Source organism: Streptococcus sp. 1643 (assembly GCF_006228325.1).
Taxonomy (GTDB): domain Bacteria; phylum Bacillota; class Bacilli; order Lactobacillales; family Streptococcaceae; genus Streptococcus.
Window position 1 is genome coordinate 886,062 of record NZ_CP040231.1, and the last position, 16,824, is coordinate 902,885.

Genomic DNA, 16,824 nt, shown 5'->3' on the forward strand with positions numbered 1-16,824 from the left:
TCTCTTCAAATTGTAACAAAATTAGACTATTTCTTCAATGGATGCTACTTGGAGATTGAAAAAGCCTAAGCAATTCTGCTTAAGCTGGTTTATTTGGTGCGCATTTCTCCTTGAGGAAAATAGGTTCCTTCAGGCATGTCGTTGATAATGACATGAACAGCAGACTGAGGTGCTCCTGTGTTGCGGACAACTGCTTCAGTAACCTCCTTAGCAAGAGCTTTCTTTTGCTCGAGCGTACGTCCTTCAAATAAATCGATGCGAACAAATGGCATAATGGTTTCCTCCGTGGATTCTTTATTTCTTTATATTTTACCATATTTTGCCATTTAAAGCTTCAGAAAATTATGATATACTAGAATGTAGCAAAAATTTAGAAATGGACGTGAAATAGAAGCATGGCACAGTTGTATTATCGTTATGGGACTATGAACTCAGGTAAAACGATTGAGATTCTTAAGGTAGCCTATAACTATGAGGAGCAAGGAAAGGGAGTTGTGATTATGACTTCGGCTCTGGATACGCGTGACGGTGTTGGCTATGTGTCGAGTCGAATCGGCATGAAACGACCTGCACTTGCGATTGAAGATGATACAGATATCTATGGCTTAATCCGAGATTTGGAAGTCAAACCCTACTGTGTTTTGGTCGATGAGGCCCAGTTTCTCAAACGTCACCATGTTTACGACCTAGCTCGTGTTGTCGATGAGTTAGACATTCCTGTCATGGCATTCGGATTGAAGAATGACTTTCGCAATGAACTCTTCGAAGGTTCCAAACATCTCTTACTCTTAGCAGATAAGATTGACGAGATTAAGACTATTTGCCAGTATTGTAAGAAAAAGGCGACCATGGTTCTACGAACTCAAGATGGTGTGCCAGTCTATGATGGCGAACAAATCCAGATCGGTGGCAATGAAACCTATATCTCGGTTTGCCGTAAACATTATTTTGCCCCTGAAATCAATAAGGAGAATAAAGAAAAATGAACATCTATGATCAACTACAAGCTGTAGAAGACCGATATGAAGAATTAGGAGAATTGCTGAGTGACCCTGATGTCGTTTCAGACACCAAACGTTTCATGGAGCTTTCAAAAGAAGAGGCTTCAACTCGTGACACAGTAACAGCCTACCGTGAGTACAAACAAGTCCTTCAAAACATCGTCGATGCTGAAGAAATGATTAAAGAATCAGGCGGAGATGCGGACTTGGAAGAAATGGCCAAGCAAGAATTGAAAGATGCCAAGGCTGAAAAAGAAGGGTATGAAGAAAAATTGAAAATCTTGCTCCTTCCAAAGGATCCAAACGATGACAAGAACATCATCCTTGAAATCCGTGGAGCAGCTGGTGGAGACGAAGCAGCACTTTTCGCTGGAGATTTGTTAACTATGTACCAAAAGTATGCGGAAGCCCAAGGCTGGCGCTTTGAAGTCATGGAAGCTTCTATGAATGGTGTCGGTGGTTTCAAGGAAGTGGTTGCTATGGTTTCTGGTCAGTCTGTATATTCTAAACTCAAGTATGAGTCTGGTGCCCACCGTGTGCAACGTGTCCCTGTGACAGAAAGCCAAGGCCGTGTACATACTTCGACAGCGACAGTCCTTGTCATGCCTGAAGTGGAAGAAGTAGAATACGATATTGATCCAAAAGACCTTCGTGTTGATATCTACCACGCATCAGGTGCTGGTGGACAGAACGTCAATAAGGTTGCGACTGCCGTTCGTATCGTTCACTTGCCAACCAATATCAAGGTTGAGATGCAGGAAGAACGTACCCAGCAGAAAAACCGCGAGAAGGCCATGAAAATCATCCGTGCGCGTGTTGCTGACCACTTTGCACAAATTGCCCAGGATGAACAAGACGCTGAGCGTAAGTCTACTATTGGTACTGGTGACCGCTCAGAACGTATTCGTACTTATAATTTCCCTCAAAACCGTGTCACAGACCACCGTATCGGCTTGACCCTCCAAAAACTAGATACCATTTTGTCTGGAAAATTGGATGAAGTTGTGGATGCCTTGGTTCTTTATGACCAAACACAAAAATTAGAAGAATTAAACAATTAATGAAATTAGCTCAATTATTTTCAGATTTTGAAGAAGAGTTGATCAGACAAGGAGAGGAAGCAGAAAGCCTCTCTTTTGTCTATCGTAGCTTAAAAAATCTCTCATTTACGGACTTTGTCTTTGCCCTCCAGCAAGAAGTAACAGAGGGAGAAAAACAATTTGTAGAAGAAATTTTCCAGCAGCTAGTAGCTCACAAACCAGCTCAGTATATCATCGGACAGGCAGATTTCTTTGGAATGCAGTTAAAAGTGGATGAGCGGGTTTTGATTCCTCGTCCAGAAACAGAAGAGTTGGTGGAACTCATCCTAGCTGAAAATCCTAAAGAAAATCTCAAGAACTTGGATATTGGTACTGGAAGTGGTGCCATAGCCCTCGCACTAGCAAAAAACAGACCAGATTGGTCAGTGACAGCAGCAGATATTTCACAAGACGCCTTAGAGCTTGCATCAGAGAATGCTAAAAATCAAAATCTTAATATATTTTTTAAAAAATCTGATTGTTTTGCAGAAATTTCTGAAAAATATGATATAATTGTATCCAATCCACCCTATATCTCTCGTGAAGATGAGTCAGAGGTCGGTTTGAATGTTTTGCATTCGGAGCCTCATCTAGCTCTCTTTGCAGATGAGGATGGCCTAGCTATTTACCGCAGAATTGCGGAAGATGCAAAAGACTATCTCACAGATGGTGGTAAGATTTACCTTGAAATTGGATACAAGCAAGGTCAAAGTGTTCCTGCGCTTTTTAAGAAACATTTTCCTGAAAAACGAGTACGAACACTCAAAGACCAATTTGGTCAAGATAGGATGGTTGTAGTTGATGATGGACAGGATTAGACAAGAGTTGGAAAAGGGCGGAGCTGTCATTCTGCCTACAGAGACGGTTTACGGTCTTTTTGCTAAGGCCTTAGATGAAAAAGCTGTCGACCATGTTTACCAACTCAAACGTCGTCCTAGAGATAAGGCGCTCAATCTTAATGTTTCTTCTCTAGAGGACATCTTGCACTTCTCAAAGAATCAGCCAACTTATCTCCAAAAGCTTGTAGAGACCTTTTTACCGGGTCCCTTGACCATTATCCTCGAAGCCAATGACAGAGTTCCCTTTTGGGTCAATTCTGGACTTGCAACGGTGGGATTTCGGATGCCGAATCACCCCATTACACTGGATTTGATTCGAGAGACAGGTCCTTTGATTGGGCCATCCGCCAATATTTCAGGTCAGGCAAGTGGAGTGACCTTTGCTCAAATTCTACAAGATTTTGACCAAGAGGTTTTGGGTCTGGAAGACGACACTTTTCTAACTGGACAGGATTCGACGATTTTGGATTTGTCTGGAGACAAGGTGAAAATCTTACGCCAGGGGGCGATTAAGCGAGAAGATATTCTTGCTCGGTTGCCAGAGATTTCTTTTGAGGAGGAATGAGATGCTAAGAAATTTGCAAGAAACAGATGTGAATGTTATATGTGAGATTAACAAAGAGGCTTTGGGTTATTCTTTTAGTCCAGAGGACACAGCTAGTCAACTAGCTAGACTGTCTCAGGACTCCCATCATTTCCTACTTGGCTATGAGGATGCAGCTAGTCATATCCTACTTGGATATGTCCATGCTGAAGTTTATGAATCCCTCTATTCCAAAGCAGGATTTAATATCTTAGGCTTAGCGGTTTCACCTCAAGCACAAGGGCAAGGTATTGGTAAAAGCTTACTACAAGGGTTGGATCAAGAAGCAAAAAGACGGGGTTATGGGTTTATCCGCTTAAACTCTGCCGATCATCGTCTGGGAGCTCATGCATTTTATGAAAAAGTTGGTTATACTTGTGATAAAGTGCAGAAACGGTTTATTCGCATCTTTTAGTTTCTTTTCTTATTGGAAAAAAACTAAAGGACCAGTCACACTATAAAGGAGAAGACCTATGATTTTTGACAAAGACGATTTTAAAGCATACGATGCTGATCTCTGGAATGCTATTGCCAAAGAAGAAGAACGCCAGCAAAACAATATCGAGTTGATTGCTTCGGAAAACGTGGTTTCCAAGGCTGTTATGGCAGCTCAAGGGTCTATCTTGACAAACAAATATGCCGAGGGGTACCCAGGACGCCGTTATTATGGTGGAACTGATGTAGTAGACGTGGTAGAAACTCTAGCTATTGAACGTGCAAAAGAAATTTTCGGTGCTAAATTCGCCAATGTCCAACCTCACTCAGGAAGCCAAGCTAACTGTGCGGCTTACATGGCCTTGATTGAGCCAGGTGATACCGTTATGGGGATGGATTTGGCAGCAGGTGGACACTTGACCCACGGAGCTCCAGTTAGCTTCTCTGGTCAAACATACAACTTTGTTTCTTACAGTGTGGATCCTGAAACGGAACTCTTGGACTTTGATGCTATCTTGAAACAAGCCCAAGAAGTAAAACCAAAACTAATCGTAGCAGGTGCTTCAGCCTATTCTCAAATTATCGACTTCTCAAAATTCCGTGAAATCGCAGATGCTGTTGGGGCTAAGCTCATGGTGGACATGGCTCATATCGCTGGTTTGGTGGCAGCCGGACTTCACCCAAGCCCAGTGCCATACGCTCATATCACTACAACAACGACCCACAAAACCCTTCGTGGACCACGCGGTGGTTTGATTTTGACTAATGACGAAGAACTTGCTAAGAAAATCAATTCAGCTATTTTCCCAGGTATTCAGGGTGGTCCTTTGGAGCATGTTGTGGCAGCTAAAGCTGTTTCTTTCAAAGAAGTTTTGGATCCAGCCTTCAAGGAATATGCTGCCAATGTTATCAAGAACAGCAAGACTATGGCAGATGTCTTCTTGCAAGACCCTGATTTTCGTATCATTTCTGGAGGAACTGAAAACCACCTCTTTCTAGTGGATGTGACTAAGGTTGTAGAAAACGGAAAAGTTGCTCAAAACTTGCTGGATGAAGTCAATATTACCCTAAATAAAAACTCAATTCCTTACGAAACCTTGTCACCATTCAAGACAAGTGGTATTCGTATTGGAGCAGCAGCCATTACTGCACGTGGATTTGGTGAAGAAGAAAGTCGCAAAGTGGCTGAACTCATCATTAAAACTCTTAAAAATGCAGAAAATGAGGCTGTTTTAGAAGAAGTGAGAAGCGCAGTCAAAGAATTGACAGATGCCTTCCCATTATACGAGGACTAATACTTTTATGGACATTTATATTAAGAAAGCTATTATCCATCAGTTCAGCCCAGATGATACCGAGCTGTTCTTAGCGGATAAGTTTCTCAATATCACTCCAAAAATCGAAGAATACCTACGCAAAAAAATCGAACGCGTGTATTCAGATGAAGCCAAGACTGGGATTTTCGAAGAAGAAAATCCCTTCTTCAATCACATCACAGACGATTTGTTGGAGACATCAGTAACACTGGCTAATCTTTGGAAAGAGGAATTCAGTATTTCTGAAAACCTCAAGACCAATGACTTGGTTTTTGTTGAGTTTTCTAAAGAAGGTGTAGAGCATTTCGCTTTCTTACGAATTGCCCTGCGGGAAACCTTGACCCACCTTGGGGGAGAAGTTGATAATCCAATCAAGCTAACTCAGAATAACTTGCCTGGATTTGGAACGGGGGCTGATGAGGCCTTGGTGGTCAATCTTCAAAGTCGCAAGTACCATCTGATTGAAAAACGAATCAAGTACAATGGGACTTTTTTGAACTACTTTTCAGAAAATCTCCTAGCTGTTGCCCCTAAGATTTCGCCAAAAAAATCCATCAAGGAATTGGAAAAAACGGCTCAGAGAATTGCAGAGTCCTTTAACACAGATGATTTTCAGTTTCAATCCAAGGTCAAATCAGCGATTTTCAACAATCTTGAAGAAAGCAATGAATTGTCGCCTGAAAAATTGGCTAACGACCTTTTTGATAACAACCTGACAGCTCGTCTAAGTTTTATAGACCAAGTCAAGGAAGCTGTACCAGAACCAGTCCAGTTTGATGAAATTGATGCCAGTCGTCAGCTCAAGAAATTTGAAAACCAAAAACTTTCCTTGTCAAACGGAATCGAACTCATCGTTCCAAATAATGTCTACCAGGATGCCGAGTCTGTTGAGTTTATCCAAAATGACAATGGAACCTATTCTATCTTAATCAAAAATATTGAGGATATTCAAAGTAAATAATGTTTAAATTTATAAGAAGAATGCTAGTGCTAGCAGTCCTTCTTTTTGCTGGATACAAAGCCTATCACATTCGTCAGGATGTAAAGCAAGTCATGACCTACCAACCTATGGTTCGGGAAATCCTTAGTGAAAGAGATACACCAGCCAATGAAGAATTAGTGCTTGCCATGATTTATACCGAAACGAAAGGAAAAGAGCGGGATGTCATGCAGTCTAGTGAATCTGCTAGTGGTACTACCAATACCATTGATGATGATGCCGCAAGTATTCGACAAGGAATTCAAACTCTAACAGATAACCTTTATCTTGCACAAAACAAAGGAGTGGATGTATGGACAGCCGTTCAAGCCTATAATTTTGGACCTGCCTATATAGACTTTATCGCTCAGAATGGCAAGGAAAATACACTAGCATTAGCCAAGCGTTATTCCCGAGAAACGGTCGCTCCTATCCTTGGAAATACCACTGGGAAGACCTACACCTACATCAACCCAATTTCTATCTTTCATGGTGCAGAACTCTATGAAAATGGTGGAAATTATTACTATTCGAGACAGGTACGCTTTAACTTTTACATCATGAAATTCTTTAATTTCTTTTAAGCATCTGGTTTTACCAGGTGTTTTTCACTATAAGCTTTCTTTAAGATTGATTTATTACCCTAGAAAGGTAAAGGAGGGAATATCCCATGAGAAAAAAATTCTTTCTAACAAGTGCTGCAGTTTTGTGGGCTGTAACAGCTATGACAAGCGTCCACGCAGCAACTGATGTTCAAAAAGTAATCGATGAAACCTATGTACAGCCTGAATATGTGCTTGGTTCTTCTCTATCTGAGGACCAGAAAAACAAAACCCTTAGCAAACTTGGCTATGACGCATCAAAAGACACCAAGGATATCAAAACTATGACACCTGATATCTATTCGAAAATTATGAATGTGGCTAATGATGCTAGCCTACAACTCTATTCGTCGGCTAAAATTCAAAAGCTGGGTGACAAATCACCTCTAGAGGTCAAGATTGAAACGCCTGAAAATATCACCAAGGTGACGCAGGATATGTACCGTAATGCAGCAGTGACCCTGGGAGTTGAGCATGCAAAAATCACAGTTGCAGCTCCTATTCCCGTTACTGGTGAGAGTGCCCTAGCAGGGATTTACTACTCGTTAGAGGCCAATGGTGCTAAAGTACCACAAGCCAATAAAGACTTGGCTCAAGAAGAGTTAAAAGCCTTATCTGATATCAATGCTGAAAACAAGGACAAGTCAGGCTACGATGCCAATAAACTCAATGTGGCTTTGGCAGATATCAAGGCAGGAATCGCAAAGGCAAAAGAAGCCAAAGGAAATCTGACAGAAGAAGATGTCCGCAAAATCGTTGAAGACACGCTAAAAAACTACAAACTTGATCAGGTTATAACAGGAAACCAGGTCAACATCATCATCAATTTTGCACTTAACCTCTCGAAGAGTGACATCTTGAATAATGCTGATTTCACTAAAACCCTAAAAGACCTCAAGGAAAGCATTGTTTCCCAAGCTGGAGATAGCTTTAAAAATATCAACCTCAACTTTGATGCCAATAAAGCGCTAGAAGACGGGGGCAACTTCTTTAGCTCCCTTTGGCAAGCCATTGTCAACTTTTTCAAGAGTTTTGGTGCTTAGGTCATTTCATGATATAATAGATGGTAACAGAAATGTTGCCGTCTTTTTTGTCGGCCGATAGAAAGTGAAAAATATGTTAAAGAAAAATGATATTGTAGAAGTTGAAATTGTTGATTTGACCCATGAAGGTTCTGGGGTGGCCAAGGTAGAAGGTTTGGTTTTCTTTGTAGAAAATGCTCTACCAACTGAGAAAATCCTCATGCGTGTCCTTAAAGTCAATAAAAAGATTGGCTTTGGGAAGGTTGAAAAATACCTCGTTCAGTCACCTCATCGTAACCAAGACCTTGACCTAGCTTATCTACGCTCAGGTATCGCTGATTTGGGACATCTTGCCTATCCCGAGCAGCTCAAGTTTAAAAGCAAGCAAGTCAAAGACAGTCTCTACAAGATTGCTGGTATTATAGATGTAGATGTTGCTGAAACGCTTGGTATGGAAAATCCTGTCAAGTATCGTAACAAGGCTCAGGTACCTGTTCGTCGAGTGAATGGTGTCTTGGAAACTGGTTTTTTCCGTAAGAATTCGCACGACCTCATGCCTCTTGAAGATTTCTTTATCCAGGATCCTGTTATTGACCAAGTCGTAGTAGTTCTACGCGATTTGCTTCGTCGTTTTGATTTAAAACCTTATGACGAAAAGGAACAGTCTGGCTTGATTCGGAACCTTGTGGTGCGTCGTGGCCATTATTCAGGACAAATCATGGTTATTTTGGTAACTACTCGTCCTAAAGTTTTCCGTGTGGAACAATTGATTGACCAACTAATCAAGCAGTTTCCAGAGATTGTGTCTGTCATGCAAAATATCAATGACCGAAATACCAATGCGATTTTTGGTAAGGAGTGGAAGACTCTTTATGGTCAAGACTATATTACGGACCAGATGTTGGGAAATGACTTCCAAATCGCTGGCCCAGCCTTTTACCAGGTCAATACTGAAATGGCAGAGAAACTTTATCAAACAGCTATTGACTTTGCAGGATTAAAAGCAGATGATGTGGTTATCGATGCCTATTCAGGGATTGGAACGATTGGATTATCCGTTGCAAAGCATGTTAAAGAAGTCTACGGTGTTGAAGTGATTGCAGAAGCAGTCGAGAATAGCAAAAAGAATGCCCGACTAAACAATATCTCAAACGCCCACTATGTCTGTGACACAGCTGAAAATGCTATGAAGTATTGGCTCAAGGAAGGTATTCAACCAACTGTTATCTTGGTTGACCCACCACGCAAGGGTTTGACCGAAAGCTTTATCAAAGCAAGCGCTCAAACAGGAGCAGACCGCATTGCTTACATCTCCTGCAATGTCGCAACCATGGCGCGTGATATCAAACTCTACCAAGAGTTGGGATATGAGTTGAAGAAAGTCCAACCGGTGGATTTGTTTCCTCAAACGCACCATGTTGAGGCGGTAAGTTTGCTAGTCAAGGAGTAAAACGACGAAGATTAGCATTTACTTCCGCCCATGCGATAGCTGTCCGTGATTGACAAGTGCTAGCACGCAGACAGAACGGAGATAGCGAACCGCTGAGTGTGTCGCTCTGCTCGTAAAAGCTTAGAAACCTTTGAACGAAAGGGATAATGAAAGCCTTGATTGCAAGGCTTTTTGCTTTATGGTGGGTAAGTATCAGAGTGAGAAAATTTTTGGAATGAGTAGAAGTGATAGCTAGAAATTATCAGTTTCTATTTCCATTTACCCTGTGGGTACGTGTTTGTTTCCATTGACAAGGAGTTTGTGGGAATAGAAATGTACCCACCTTGTTTGAATCAAGTGAAGTGTAGTTGAAGGAAATCTGTTGAAAGCAATACTTCATTTTACCGAATAAGTAATAATTTAGGCAACTTCAAATCGATTAAAAAAAACTATTTTAAAGGTTAAGAGTAGACAAAAATTGTCCACTCTTTTTTGCAAACTCAATTTATCAATAAATGAAATGAGGGAATGTAAAATGAAATATTTTGAGGTTGAGTTAGAAAATCCTGATGAATTTTTAAAACTACAAACAGAAGATTTTGTGAAAGCTAATCGCTTGCTACTAAGGAAGATAATCCAGAGCGTTACAGTCTATGAAGAAAACTTCGTCATATCCTTTAAATCTGGCATCGAATTGGAAGTATGAGTCTCATTCCATAACTTTTATATTGAACATATCATCTTGTTGTGTTATACTATAAATTGATATAAACAAAGATGTAGGAGGAACCGAAACTATGACAGCCTCAATGCGTTTAAGATAAGCTGGCAATAAAAAAAGCAGAATCTATACCCGATGATAGGCTTTTTTGTTGTGCTTATTTATACGATATTGAGCATTCATTAGTTACGGTGAGGATATTGGTTATTTAACTATACCTTTATTTAACTATGTCTTTAATATGAATGTTTCCAAATTGTATGTATGCAGACCAAAAGCCACATTGTGGGGTTTGGCCTGCATTTTTTATTGCCTAGAATGCTATTCAAAATAGAAATTCAAGCAAAATAATATGCAGGAGATAATATAAATGGAAAAATACAACAATTGGAAACGAAAATTTTATGCAATATGGGCAGGGCAAGCAGTATCATTAATCACTAGTGCCATCCTGCAAATGGCGATTATTTTTTACCTTACAGAAAAAACAGGATCTGCGATGGTCTTGTCTATGGCTTCATTAGTAGGTTTTTTACCCTATGCGATTTTGGGACCTGCCATTGGTGTGCTAGTGGATCGTCATGATAGGAAGAAGATAATGATTGGTGCCGATTTAATTATCGCAGCAGCTGGTGCAGTGCTTGCTATTGTTGCATTCTGTATGGAGCTACCTGTCTGGATGATTATGATAGTATTGTTTATCCGTAGCATTGGAACAGCTTTTCATACCCCAGCACTCAATGCGGTTACACCACTTTTAGTACCAGAAGAACAGCTAACGAAATGCGCAGGCTATAGTCAGTCTTTGCAGTCTATAAGCTATATTGTTAGTCCGGCAGTTGCAGCACTCTTATACTCCGTTTGGGATTTAAATGCTATTATTGCCATCGACGTATTGGGTGCTGTGATTGCATCTATTACGGTAGCAATTGTACGTATACCTAAGCTGGGTAATCAAGTGCAAAGTTTAGAACCAAATTTCATAAGGGAGATGAAAGAAGGAGTTGTGGTTCTGAGACAAAACAAAGGATTGTTTGCCTTATTACTCTTAGGAACACTATATACTTTTGTTTATATGCCAATCAATGCACTATTTCCTTTAATAAGCATGGAACACTTTAATGGAACGCCTGTGCATATTTCTATTACGGAAATTTCCTTTGCATTTGGGATGCTAGCAGGAGGCTTATTATTAGGAAGATTAGGGGGCTTCGAAAAGCATGTATTACTAATAACAAGTTCATTTTTTATAATGGGGACCAGTTTAGCCGTTTCGGGAATACTTCCTCCAAATGGATTTGTAATATTCGTAGTTTGCTGTGCAATAATGGGGCTTTCGGTGCCATTTTATAGCGGTGTGCAAACAGCTCTTTTTCAGGAGAAAATTAAGCCTGAATATTTAGGACGTGTATTTTCTTTGATTGGAAGTATCATGTCACTTGCTATGCCAATTGGGTTAATTCTTTCTGGATTCTTTGCTGATAAAATCGGTGTAAATCATTGGTTTTTACTATCAGGTATTTTAATTATTGGCATTGCTATAGTTTGCCAAATGATAACTGAGGTTAGAAAATTAGATTTAAAATAAACAATATTGGAGGAATATTTATGTATCTTATTTTCATGTAACTCTTCCTGCTAAAATCGCAGGGTTTTCCCTGCATACAAGCAAATGAAAGCATGCGATTATAGACAGGAGGAAATGTTATGGAATTAATATTAAAAGCAAAAGACATTCGTGTGGAATTCAAAGGACGCGATGTTTTAGATATAAATGAATTAGAAGTATATGATTATGACCGTATTGGTTTAGTAGGAGCAAATGGTGCTGGAAAAAGCACTTTACTCAGGGTACTTTTAGGAGAATTAACTCCCCCAGGATGTAAAATGAATCGTCTGGGTGAACTTGCCTATATTCCCCAGTTGGACGAAGTAACTCTGCAGGAGGAAAAAGATTTTGCACTTGTAGGCAAGCTAGGTGTTGAGCAATTAAATATACAGACTATGAGCGGTGGTGAAGAAACAAGGCTTAAAATAGCACAGGCCTTATCGGCACAGGTTCATGGTATTTTAGCGGATGAACCTACGAGCCATTTAGACCGTGAAGGAATTGATTTTCTAATAGGACAGCTAAAATATTTTACAGGTGCACTGTTAGTTATTAGCCATGACCGCTATTTTCTTGATGAAATAGTAGATAAAATATGGGAACTGAAAGATGGCAAAATCACTGAGTATTGGGGAAACTATTCTGATTATCTTCGTCAGAAAGAGGAAGAACGTAAGAGCCAAGCTGCAGAATACGAACAATTTATTGCGGAACGTGCCCGATTGGAAAGGGCTGCGGAGGAAAAGCGAAAACAGGCTCGTAAAATAGAACAGAAGGCAAAAGGTTCTTCAAAGAAAAAAAGTACTGAAGACGGAGGGCGTTTAGCTCATCAAAAATCAATAGGAAGTAAGGAAAAAAAGATGTATAATGCTGCTAAAACCCTAGAGCACAGGATTGCGGCCTTAGGAAAAGTAGAAGCTCCGGAAGGCATTCGCAGAATTCGTTTCAGGCAAAGTAAAGCATTGGAGCTCCATAATCCATACCCTATAGTCGGTGCAGAAATTAATAAAGTATTTGGGGATAAGGCTCTGTTTGAAAATGCATCTTTTCAAATTCCGTTAGGAGCAAAAGTGGCGTTAACTGGTGGTAATGGAATCGGAAAAACAACTTTAATCCAAATGATCTTAAACCATGAAGAAGGAATTTCTATTTCGCCTAAGGCAAAAATAGGTTACTTTGCACAGAATGGTTACAAGTACAACAGTAATCAGAATGTTATGGAGTTTATGCAGAAGGATTGTGACTACAATATATCAGAAATTCGTTCAGTGCTAGCATCTATGGGGTTCAAACAGAACGATATTGGAAAAAGTTTATCTGTTTTAAGCGGTGGAGAAATTATAAAATTGTTGCTTGCTAAAATGCTCATGGGTAGATATAACATCCTAATAATGGATGAACCCAGTAACTTCCTTGACATACCAAGTTTAGAGGCTTTGGAAATACTAATGAAGGAGTACACCGGAACTATCGTGTTTATCACCCACGATAAACGATTACTCGAAAATGTAGCAGATGTAGTTTATGAAATTAGAGATAAGAAAATAAATCTGAAACATTAAATTTAAGGTAGTCGCTGGTCAGTATAGTCTGTTCTGGTTGGCGACTCCATTGTTAAAGAGTATAAAGACTTTAGATTTTATGAATATTAAAAATAGGAACAGTCAATTGAACTGCTCCTATTTTTCTGCTAAATATATTGTAGTTTTCTTATATGTATAATGATAGATTAGCGGATTCTCATCTACGGTACTTACTTCAAATATGAAGAAGTGATCGCGGTTATCTCTGGACTTTTCCTTATTGAGGACAAAGTAATTCTTACGTGAAGTCGCCATTGTTTTTAGGATATCATCAGTTAGGAAGGTCAATGGAATATTCATGTTAGAGTAGCGGTAGAAGTCACGTTCAAAATCTTGGTAGCTCTCGCTATAATAGTCCATTTGTAGGTGATTACGCTGAAACTCAAGCTGATTCATAGAGCACCTCCTCGACAAGTTCAATACTAATAATGTCTTTTAATTTCAAATTGATGTGACCTGTTGTAGTTTTTATCAAAATGAAATCTTTGGTCAGACTTGGTATTGTTCCAGTGTAGGAAACACGCTTGTTTTTTTCAATCACTTGAATGCGTGTGCGTAGCTGCCCGGCGTATACTTGACTGAGGAGTAATAATTTCTTCTCTAGTGATAAGTCAGACATGTACGTTACTTTGTTTGTATCATCAGAGAGTGCTGATGCATGTTCAGATAGGAAAAAGCCCATCCATTTTTGCATCTTTGTATCCTGGTACTCTCTTGCTGATTGAAATGGTAAATATGAACGGTCAATCATATCAAATCCTTTCTATGCAGAGGCAAGGGTATTTTTATCAAATTGAATCGTAAAACCTTGAATTCCCCCACCTGTGTAACATTCTTTAAAGCGATTGATTACCTCAGTATAGATTATCACAGATGAGCTTGTTGGCTTAATGCTAAATGTAAATTCCAATGGTAATCGGTTTTCAGATTTAGCATGTACTAGTCGTATCGATATTTCAGTTGTTTTGAGTTTTCTCTGACGAAGTTTTGAAGTTGCTGTTTCAACGATTCCATGTAAAAATCTTTCAAGCATTTCAATATCATTACATCCTTTGCTACGGATTTCTGAAAATTGTACTGTATTTTTTTCTTGTTTCATTTTAATCCCTCCAATCCACCAGCGGAATGACCGCCGATAAGTTTACTACGTTCAATATTTCTGGAACCTTTGGTTAGGACGGTTCCTTTTTGTATGGCCAAAAAACCAAACTGTTCTCTGACAACATCGATTGCTGTCTGAAGTCTATTTTCTTTTTCAATTTGTTCTACATCGTCAAATAGTGATAGTAGAGTATAATTTTCATCTACGAAGCCACTATAAGATACGCCGATTTGTCTCACTGCACCAGAGTTGTATTTCTTTCGGAATAATTCAAGTACATGACCAACCATTGTTTTTGGAAAATTTGCGGGGTCAATCTTTTTCTGAGCATTTATTGATTTTTTCATCTCAGTCCTAGAATAGCCAATATGAATAGAAACGACAGTAGCTTTTTTATGTGCCGAGCGAAGACGGTTAGCAACCTGGTCAGCCATTTCAGCTAATACAATTTCAATTTCTCTTTGGGTTCTGTAATCTCTAGGAAGTACTTGAGAATTACCCAATCCTCGTGATTTTGGTTTATAGGGGTCATGGACGTTGCTCTCGTCAACTCCGTTTGCGTGAAACCAAAGTTGAACACCGACTTTACCGAATTCTTTTTTGAGAATATCAGGATTGAAATTAGCTAGATCTTTGATTGAATGAATACCAAGTTTTTGTAAATGAATCTCAGTTTTACTACCAATACCCCAAAAGTCCGTTAATTTTGGAATAGACCATACCTTGGATTCTACATCTTGGTATGACCAGTTAGCCCTCATAGTAGCAGTTTTCTTAGCTTCATTATCTAGAGCCAATTTAGCTAGAAGAGGGTTGGAATTACTCATTCCAACAGTTGAGATAATACCTGTTTTGCGATAAATATCTCTCTGAATCATTGCCGAAACATTATCTAACTTATCTTTCCTTGACATTGACTTATCAGAAATAAAGTAAGAAAGTGAGCTAGTAAGGTCAATAAAGCCTTCATCGATTGAATAGGGGAGAATGTCATCTGGAGCAGCGTAGTCTTGAAAGATATGTTGAATCTCTAAATTCTTCTCGATATATCTGTCCATACGAGGAGGAACAATGAGTGTACGCATTGCCCAGTGTTCGATGAAAGATTTATACTTGGGTGTTACCTCAATGCCCTGCTTCCATGCATTCTGATAACTGAATTTACGAGTGTTTACGTCAAAAGGCAAGTCGTAGGAACGCCCTACATTTGCTTTTCCGAATACTTTCTTAAACATAGGAGAGGAAGCAAGTATTAATCCTGCTGAGTTATCTGCTCGGCTCATGACGCATAATGATGTATAGAGCGGATGCAAACCTCTATCTACACATTCAACCGAAGCGTAAAAGGACTTCATATCGAGGAAGGCTATGTCACTTTGAGGTTCTATAGAGTAGTCGATATAGCCCATAGGATCATCTCCGTTTGAGTTTTTCTAGCTCTTCGATAAGTTCTCCAATGTAATCAGTGATGTCGTATTCGAACTTGTCGGGAGTAAAGATAATACGTTCGCCCTTTATGTAAATCATTTCTTTAACGTTCATTGGTATTGTCACCCTCCTCGGTCATAGCAATTAAAATAGAATCTTCTATCAAAAAAGCGTAAGGATAGATTTTTGCATCATCATTTTGAGGAATAAGAATTTCATCGAAACTTTCATTCTCTAGTCGCTCTTCAAAGTTGTCCATATTGAAGATTTCAACTTTACAATCAGGATTGAAACCGTATGTTCCAAGTTCTAAAATATCTTTTAATTTCATGACTACACTCCCTCGACAGGCATAAAGTGGCCTACAACCAGACCAACAATTCTTGGTTCATCCTCATAAGGGATGAACTTATCTGGATAGTCCTTATTCAAAGAAACCATTCTGAACCCATCATCTTCACGGTAAAGCTTTTTAATATAGACAGCATCATTCCATGATAAAGCATAGACAACCCCATCATAGTCGAAGCCGTTTGAACGAATAAGTGCGACTTCGCCACTCTTATAGACAGGCTCCATAGAATCTCCCTCAATCCAAGCTGCAATGTCATAACCGTATTGTTCCTCATCTGAGTAGACTATTTCAGTTTCAAACTCGTCAAAGAAGCCCTCACCAAGACCAGCAGACAGTTGAACATCTGATAGTACTTGGACAGAGAAAAGTGGAGTGACGTTTGAGGTTTGTTGAGAAAGTAGAAGTTCCTCAACATATTCCTCTGCCTTTATCTGATTGTCAGGAGATAACTGAAGATAGTTATTGACAATATTGTATTCAGATTCAAAATAGGTAACAGGGACATCTAGGATTTTAGATAAAGCGGTGAGGTGTTTTTGATTAGGTACAGTTTTACCACTTTCCCAATGGTTATATGCGACACGGCTTATCGCTAACTCTATTGCAATACTGGTTTGAGAAAGACCAAATTCTTCCCTTTTTGCTTTTAAACGAAATTTTGAAAACATTAGTCTACACCTTTTGTTAATTTATAAATTAACAAAATTATATCAAAATGTAAGATAATTTCAACTAGAAAGT

General features: G+C 39.3%; 20 protein-coding genes. 13 read left to right on the forward strand and 7 right to left on the reverse strand.

What is annotated here, in order from left to right:
• Positions 1–89 precede the first annotated feature (89 nt).
• Positions 90–272, reverse strand: a complete 183-nt coding sequence (locus FD735_RS04685) for a 4-oxalocrotonate tautomerase (protein ID WP_001117401.1) — start codon at positions 270–272, stop codon at positions 90–92.
• Positions 273–395: 123 nt separating this feature from the next.
• Here FD735_RS04685 and FD735_RS04690 point away from each other — a divergent pair, with 123 nt between their 5' ends.
• From FD735_RS04690 to msr(D), 13 genes are all read left to right on the forward strand, one after another.
• A complete protein-coding gene (locus FD735_RS04690) occupies positions 396–986 on the forward strand; it encodes a thymidine kinase (RefSeq protein ID WP_125391051.1) in 591 nt (196 codons plus the stop codon).
• On the forward strand, positions 983–2,062 hold the full coding sequence (prfA, locus tag FD735_RS04695) for a peptide chain release factor 1 (protein WP_125391052.1): 1,080 nt from the start codon (positions 983–985) through the stop codon (positions 2,060–2,062). Before FD735_RS04690 ends, prfA begins: the two co-directional genes overlap by 4 nt.
• Positions 2,062–2,898 (forward strand): peptide chain release factor N(5)-glutamine methyltransferase, encoded by an 837-nt coding sequence (prmC, locus tag FD735_RS04700; protein WP_125391053.1) that lies wholly within the window; start codon positions 2,062–2,064, stop codon positions 2,896–2,898. The genes prfA and prmC overlap by 1 nt, the downstream gene beginning before the upstream one ends.
• Entirely contained in the window at positions 2,882–3,484 is a 603-nt protein-coding gene (locus FD735_RS04705; protein ID WP_125391054.1) for an L-threonylcarbamoyladenylate synthase, read from the forward strand. The genes prmC and FD735_RS04705 overlap by 17 nt, the downstream gene beginning before the upstream one ends.
• A gap of 1 nt (position 3,485) precedes the next feature.
• Positions 3,486–3,917 (forward strand): GNAT family N-acetyltransferase, encoded by a 432-nt coding sequence (locus tag FD735_RS04710; RefSeq protein ID WP_125391055.1) that lies wholly within the window; start codon positions 3,486–3,488, stop codon positions 3,915–3,917.
• A gap of 58 nt (positions 3,918–3,975) precedes the next feature.
• Positions 3,976–5,232 carry a serine hydroxymethyltransferase gene (glyA, locus tag FD735_RS04715; protein ID WP_125391056.1) on the forward strand — a complete coding sequence of 419 codons (1,257 nt, stop codon included), beginning with the start codon at positions 3,976–3,978 and terminating at the stop codon, positions 5,230–5,232.
• Between the two features lie 7 nt (positions 5,233–5,239).
• Positions 5,240–6,214: a nucleoid-associated protein gene (locus FD735_RS04720; RefSeq protein WP_176553060.1), complete on the forward strand. Its 975-nt coding sequence runs from the start codon at positions 5,240–5,242 to the stop codon at positions 6,212–6,214.
• Entirely contained in the window at positions 6,214–6,816 is a 603-nt protein-coding gene (locus tag FD735_RS04725) for a lysozyme family protein (RefSeq protein ID WP_125391058.1), read from the forward strand. Before FD735_RS04720 ends, FD735_RS04725 begins: the two co-directional genes overlap by 1 nt.
• A gap of 86 nt (positions 6,817–6,902) precedes the next feature.
• Positions 6,903–7,877, forward strand: coding sequence for a DUF1002 domain-containing protein (locus tag FD735_RS04730; RefSeq protein WP_125391059.1), 975 nt, complete (start codon positions 6,903–6,905; stop codon positions 7,875–7,877).
• Between the two features lie 73 nt (positions 7,878–7,950).
• Entirely contained in the window at positions 7,951–9,306 is a 1,356-nt protein-coding gene (gene rlmD / locus FD735_RS04735; protein WP_139658610.1) for a 23S rRNA (uracil(1939)-C(5))-methyltransferase RlmD, read from the forward strand.
• 514 nt (positions 9,307–9,820) lie between these two features.
• Positions 9,821–9,991 carry a hypothetical protein gene (locus FD735_RS04740; RefSeq protein ID WP_000873143.1) on the forward strand — a complete coding sequence of 57 codons (171 nt, stop codon included), beginning with the start codon at positions 9,821–9,823 and terminating at the stop codon, positions 9,989–9,991.
• Between the two features lie 385 nt (positions 9,992–10,376).
• Complete coding sequence (mef(A), locus tag FD735_RS04745; RefSeq protein WP_000417519.1) at positions 10,377–11,594, forward strand: macrolide efflux MFS transporter Mef(A); 1,218 nt, start codon at positions 10,377–10,379, stop codon at positions 11,592–11,594.
• Between the two features lie 119 nt (positions 11,595–11,713).
• Complete coding sequence (gene msr(D), locus FD735_RS04750; protein ID WP_000420313.1) at positions 11,714–13,177, forward strand: ABC-F type ribosomal protection protein Msr(D); 1,464 nt, start codon at positions 11,714–11,716, stop codon at positions 13,175–13,177.
• Between the two features lie 117 nt (positions 13,178–13,294).
• Here the strand turns inward: msr(D) and FD735_RS04755 are convergent, their stop codons facing one another.
• From FD735_RS04755 to FD735_RS04780, 6 genes are all read right to left on the reverse strand, one after another.
• Positions 13,295–13,594 (reverse strand): DUF5960 family protein, encoded by a 300-nt coding sequence (locus FD735_RS04755; protein WP_001072467.1) that lies wholly within the window; start codon positions 13,592–13,594, stop codon positions 13,295–13,297.
• On the reverse strand, positions 13,581–13,949 hold the full coding sequence (locus FD735_RS04760) for a hypothetical protein (RefSeq protein ID WP_000567222.1): 369 nt from the start codon (positions 13,947–13,949) through the stop codon (positions 13,581–13,583). Before FD735_RS04760 ends, FD735_RS04755 begins: the two co-directional genes overlap by 14 nt.
• 12 nt (positions 13,950–13,961) lie before the next feature.
• Positions 13,962–14,297: a hypothetical protein gene (locus tag FD735_RS04765; RefSeq protein ID WP_000806926.1), complete on the reverse strand. Its 336-nt coding sequence runs from the start codon at positions 14,295–14,297 to the stop codon at positions 13,962–13,964.
• Positions 14,294–15,709 carry a Y-family DNA polymerase gene (locus FD735_RS04770; protein WP_139658611.1) on the reverse strand — a complete coding sequence of 472 codons (1,416 nt, stop codon included), beginning with the start codon at positions 15,707–15,709 and terminating at the stop codon, positions 14,294–14,296. The genes FD735_RS04765 and FD735_RS04770 overlap by 4 nt, the downstream gene beginning before the upstream one ends.
• Before the next feature lie 122 nt (positions 15,710–15,831).
• Positions 15,832–16,059: a hypothetical protein gene (locus FD735_RS04775; protein ID WP_049494972.1), complete on the reverse strand. Its 228-nt coding sequence runs from the start codon at positions 16,057–16,059 to the stop codon at positions 15,832–15,834.
• A gap of 2 nt (positions 16,060–16,061) precedes the next feature.
• Positions 16,062–16,751, reverse strand: a complete 690-nt coding sequence (locus tag FD735_RS04780) for a LexA family transcriptional regulator (RefSeq protein ID WP_049494974.1) — start codon at positions 16,749–16,751, stop codon at positions 16,062–16,064.
• Between the last annotated feature and the right edge of the window lie 73 nt (positions 16,752–16,824).

Bases quoted from the DNA above. Each gene is read 5' to 3' on its own strand.
- FD735_RS04685 (WP_001117401.1), bottom strand. From the start codon at position 272: ATGCCATTTGTTCGCATCGATTTATTTGAAGGACGTACGCTCGAGCAA.
- FD735_RS04690 (WP_125391051.1), top strand. From the start codon at position 396: ATGGCACAGTTGTATTATCGTTATGGGACTATGAACTCAGGTAAAACG.
- prfA (WP_125391052.1), top strand. From the start codon at position 983: ATGAACATCTATGATCAACTACAAGCTGTAGAAGACCGATATGAAGAA.
- prmC (WP_125391053.1), top strand. From the start codon at position 2,062: ATGAAATTAGCTCAATTATTTTCAGATTTTGAAGAAGAGTTGATCAGA.
- FD735_RS04705 (WP_125391054.1), top strand. From the start codon at position 2,882: ATGATGGACAGGATTAGACAAGAGTTGGAAAAGGGCGGAGCTGTCATT.
- FD735_RS04710 (WP_125391055.1), top strand. From the start codon at position 3,486: ATGCTAAGAAATTTGCAAGAAACAGATGTGAATGTTATATGTGAGATT.
- glyA (WP_125391056.1), top strand. From the start codon at position 3,976: ATGATTTTTGACAAAGACGATTTTAAAGCATACGATGCTGATCTCTGG.
- FD735_RS04720 (WP_176553060.1), top strand. From the start codon at position 5,240: ATGGACATTTATATTAAGAAAGCTATTATCCATCAGTTCAGCCCAGAT.
- FD735_RS04725 (WP_125391058.1), top strand. From the start codon at position 6,214: ATGTTTAAATTTATAAGAAGAATGCTAGTGCTAGCAGTCCTTCTTTTT.
- FD735_RS04730 (WP_125391059.1), top strand. From the start codon at position 6,903: ATGAGAAAAAAATTCTTTCTAACAAGTGCTGCAGTTTTGTGGGCTGTA.
- rlmD (WP_139658610.1), top strand. From the start codon at position 7,951: ATGTTAAAGAAAAATGATATTGTAGAAGTTGAAATTGTTGATTTGACC.
- FD735_RS04740 (WP_000873143.1), top strand. From the start codon at position 9,821: ATGAAATATTTTGAGGTTGAGTTAGAAAATCCTGATGAATTTTTAAAA.
- FD735_RS04755 (WP_001072467.1), bottom strand. From the start codon at position 13,594: ATGAATCAGCTTGAGTTTCAGCGTAATCACCTACAAATGGACTATTAT.
- FD735_RS04760 (WP_000567222.1), bottom strand. From the start codon at position 13,949: ATGATTGACCGTTCATATTTACCATTTCAATCAGCAAGAGAGTACCAG.
- FD735_RS04765 (WP_000806926.1), bottom strand. From the start codon at position 14,297: ATGAAACAAGAAAAAAATACAGTACAATTTTCAGAAATCCGTAGCAAA.
- FD735_RS04770 (WP_139658611.1), bottom strand. From the start codon at position 15,709: ATGGGCTATATCGACTACTCTATAGAACCTCAAAGTGACATAGCCTTC.
- FD735_RS04775 (WP_049494972.1), bottom strand. From the start codon at position 16,059: ATGAAATTAAAAGATATTTTAGAACTTGGAACATACGGTTTCAATCCT.
- FD735_RS04780 (WP_049494974.1), bottom strand. From the start codon at position 16,751: ATGTTTTCAAAATTTCGTTTAAAAGCAAAAAGGGAAGAATTTGGTCTT.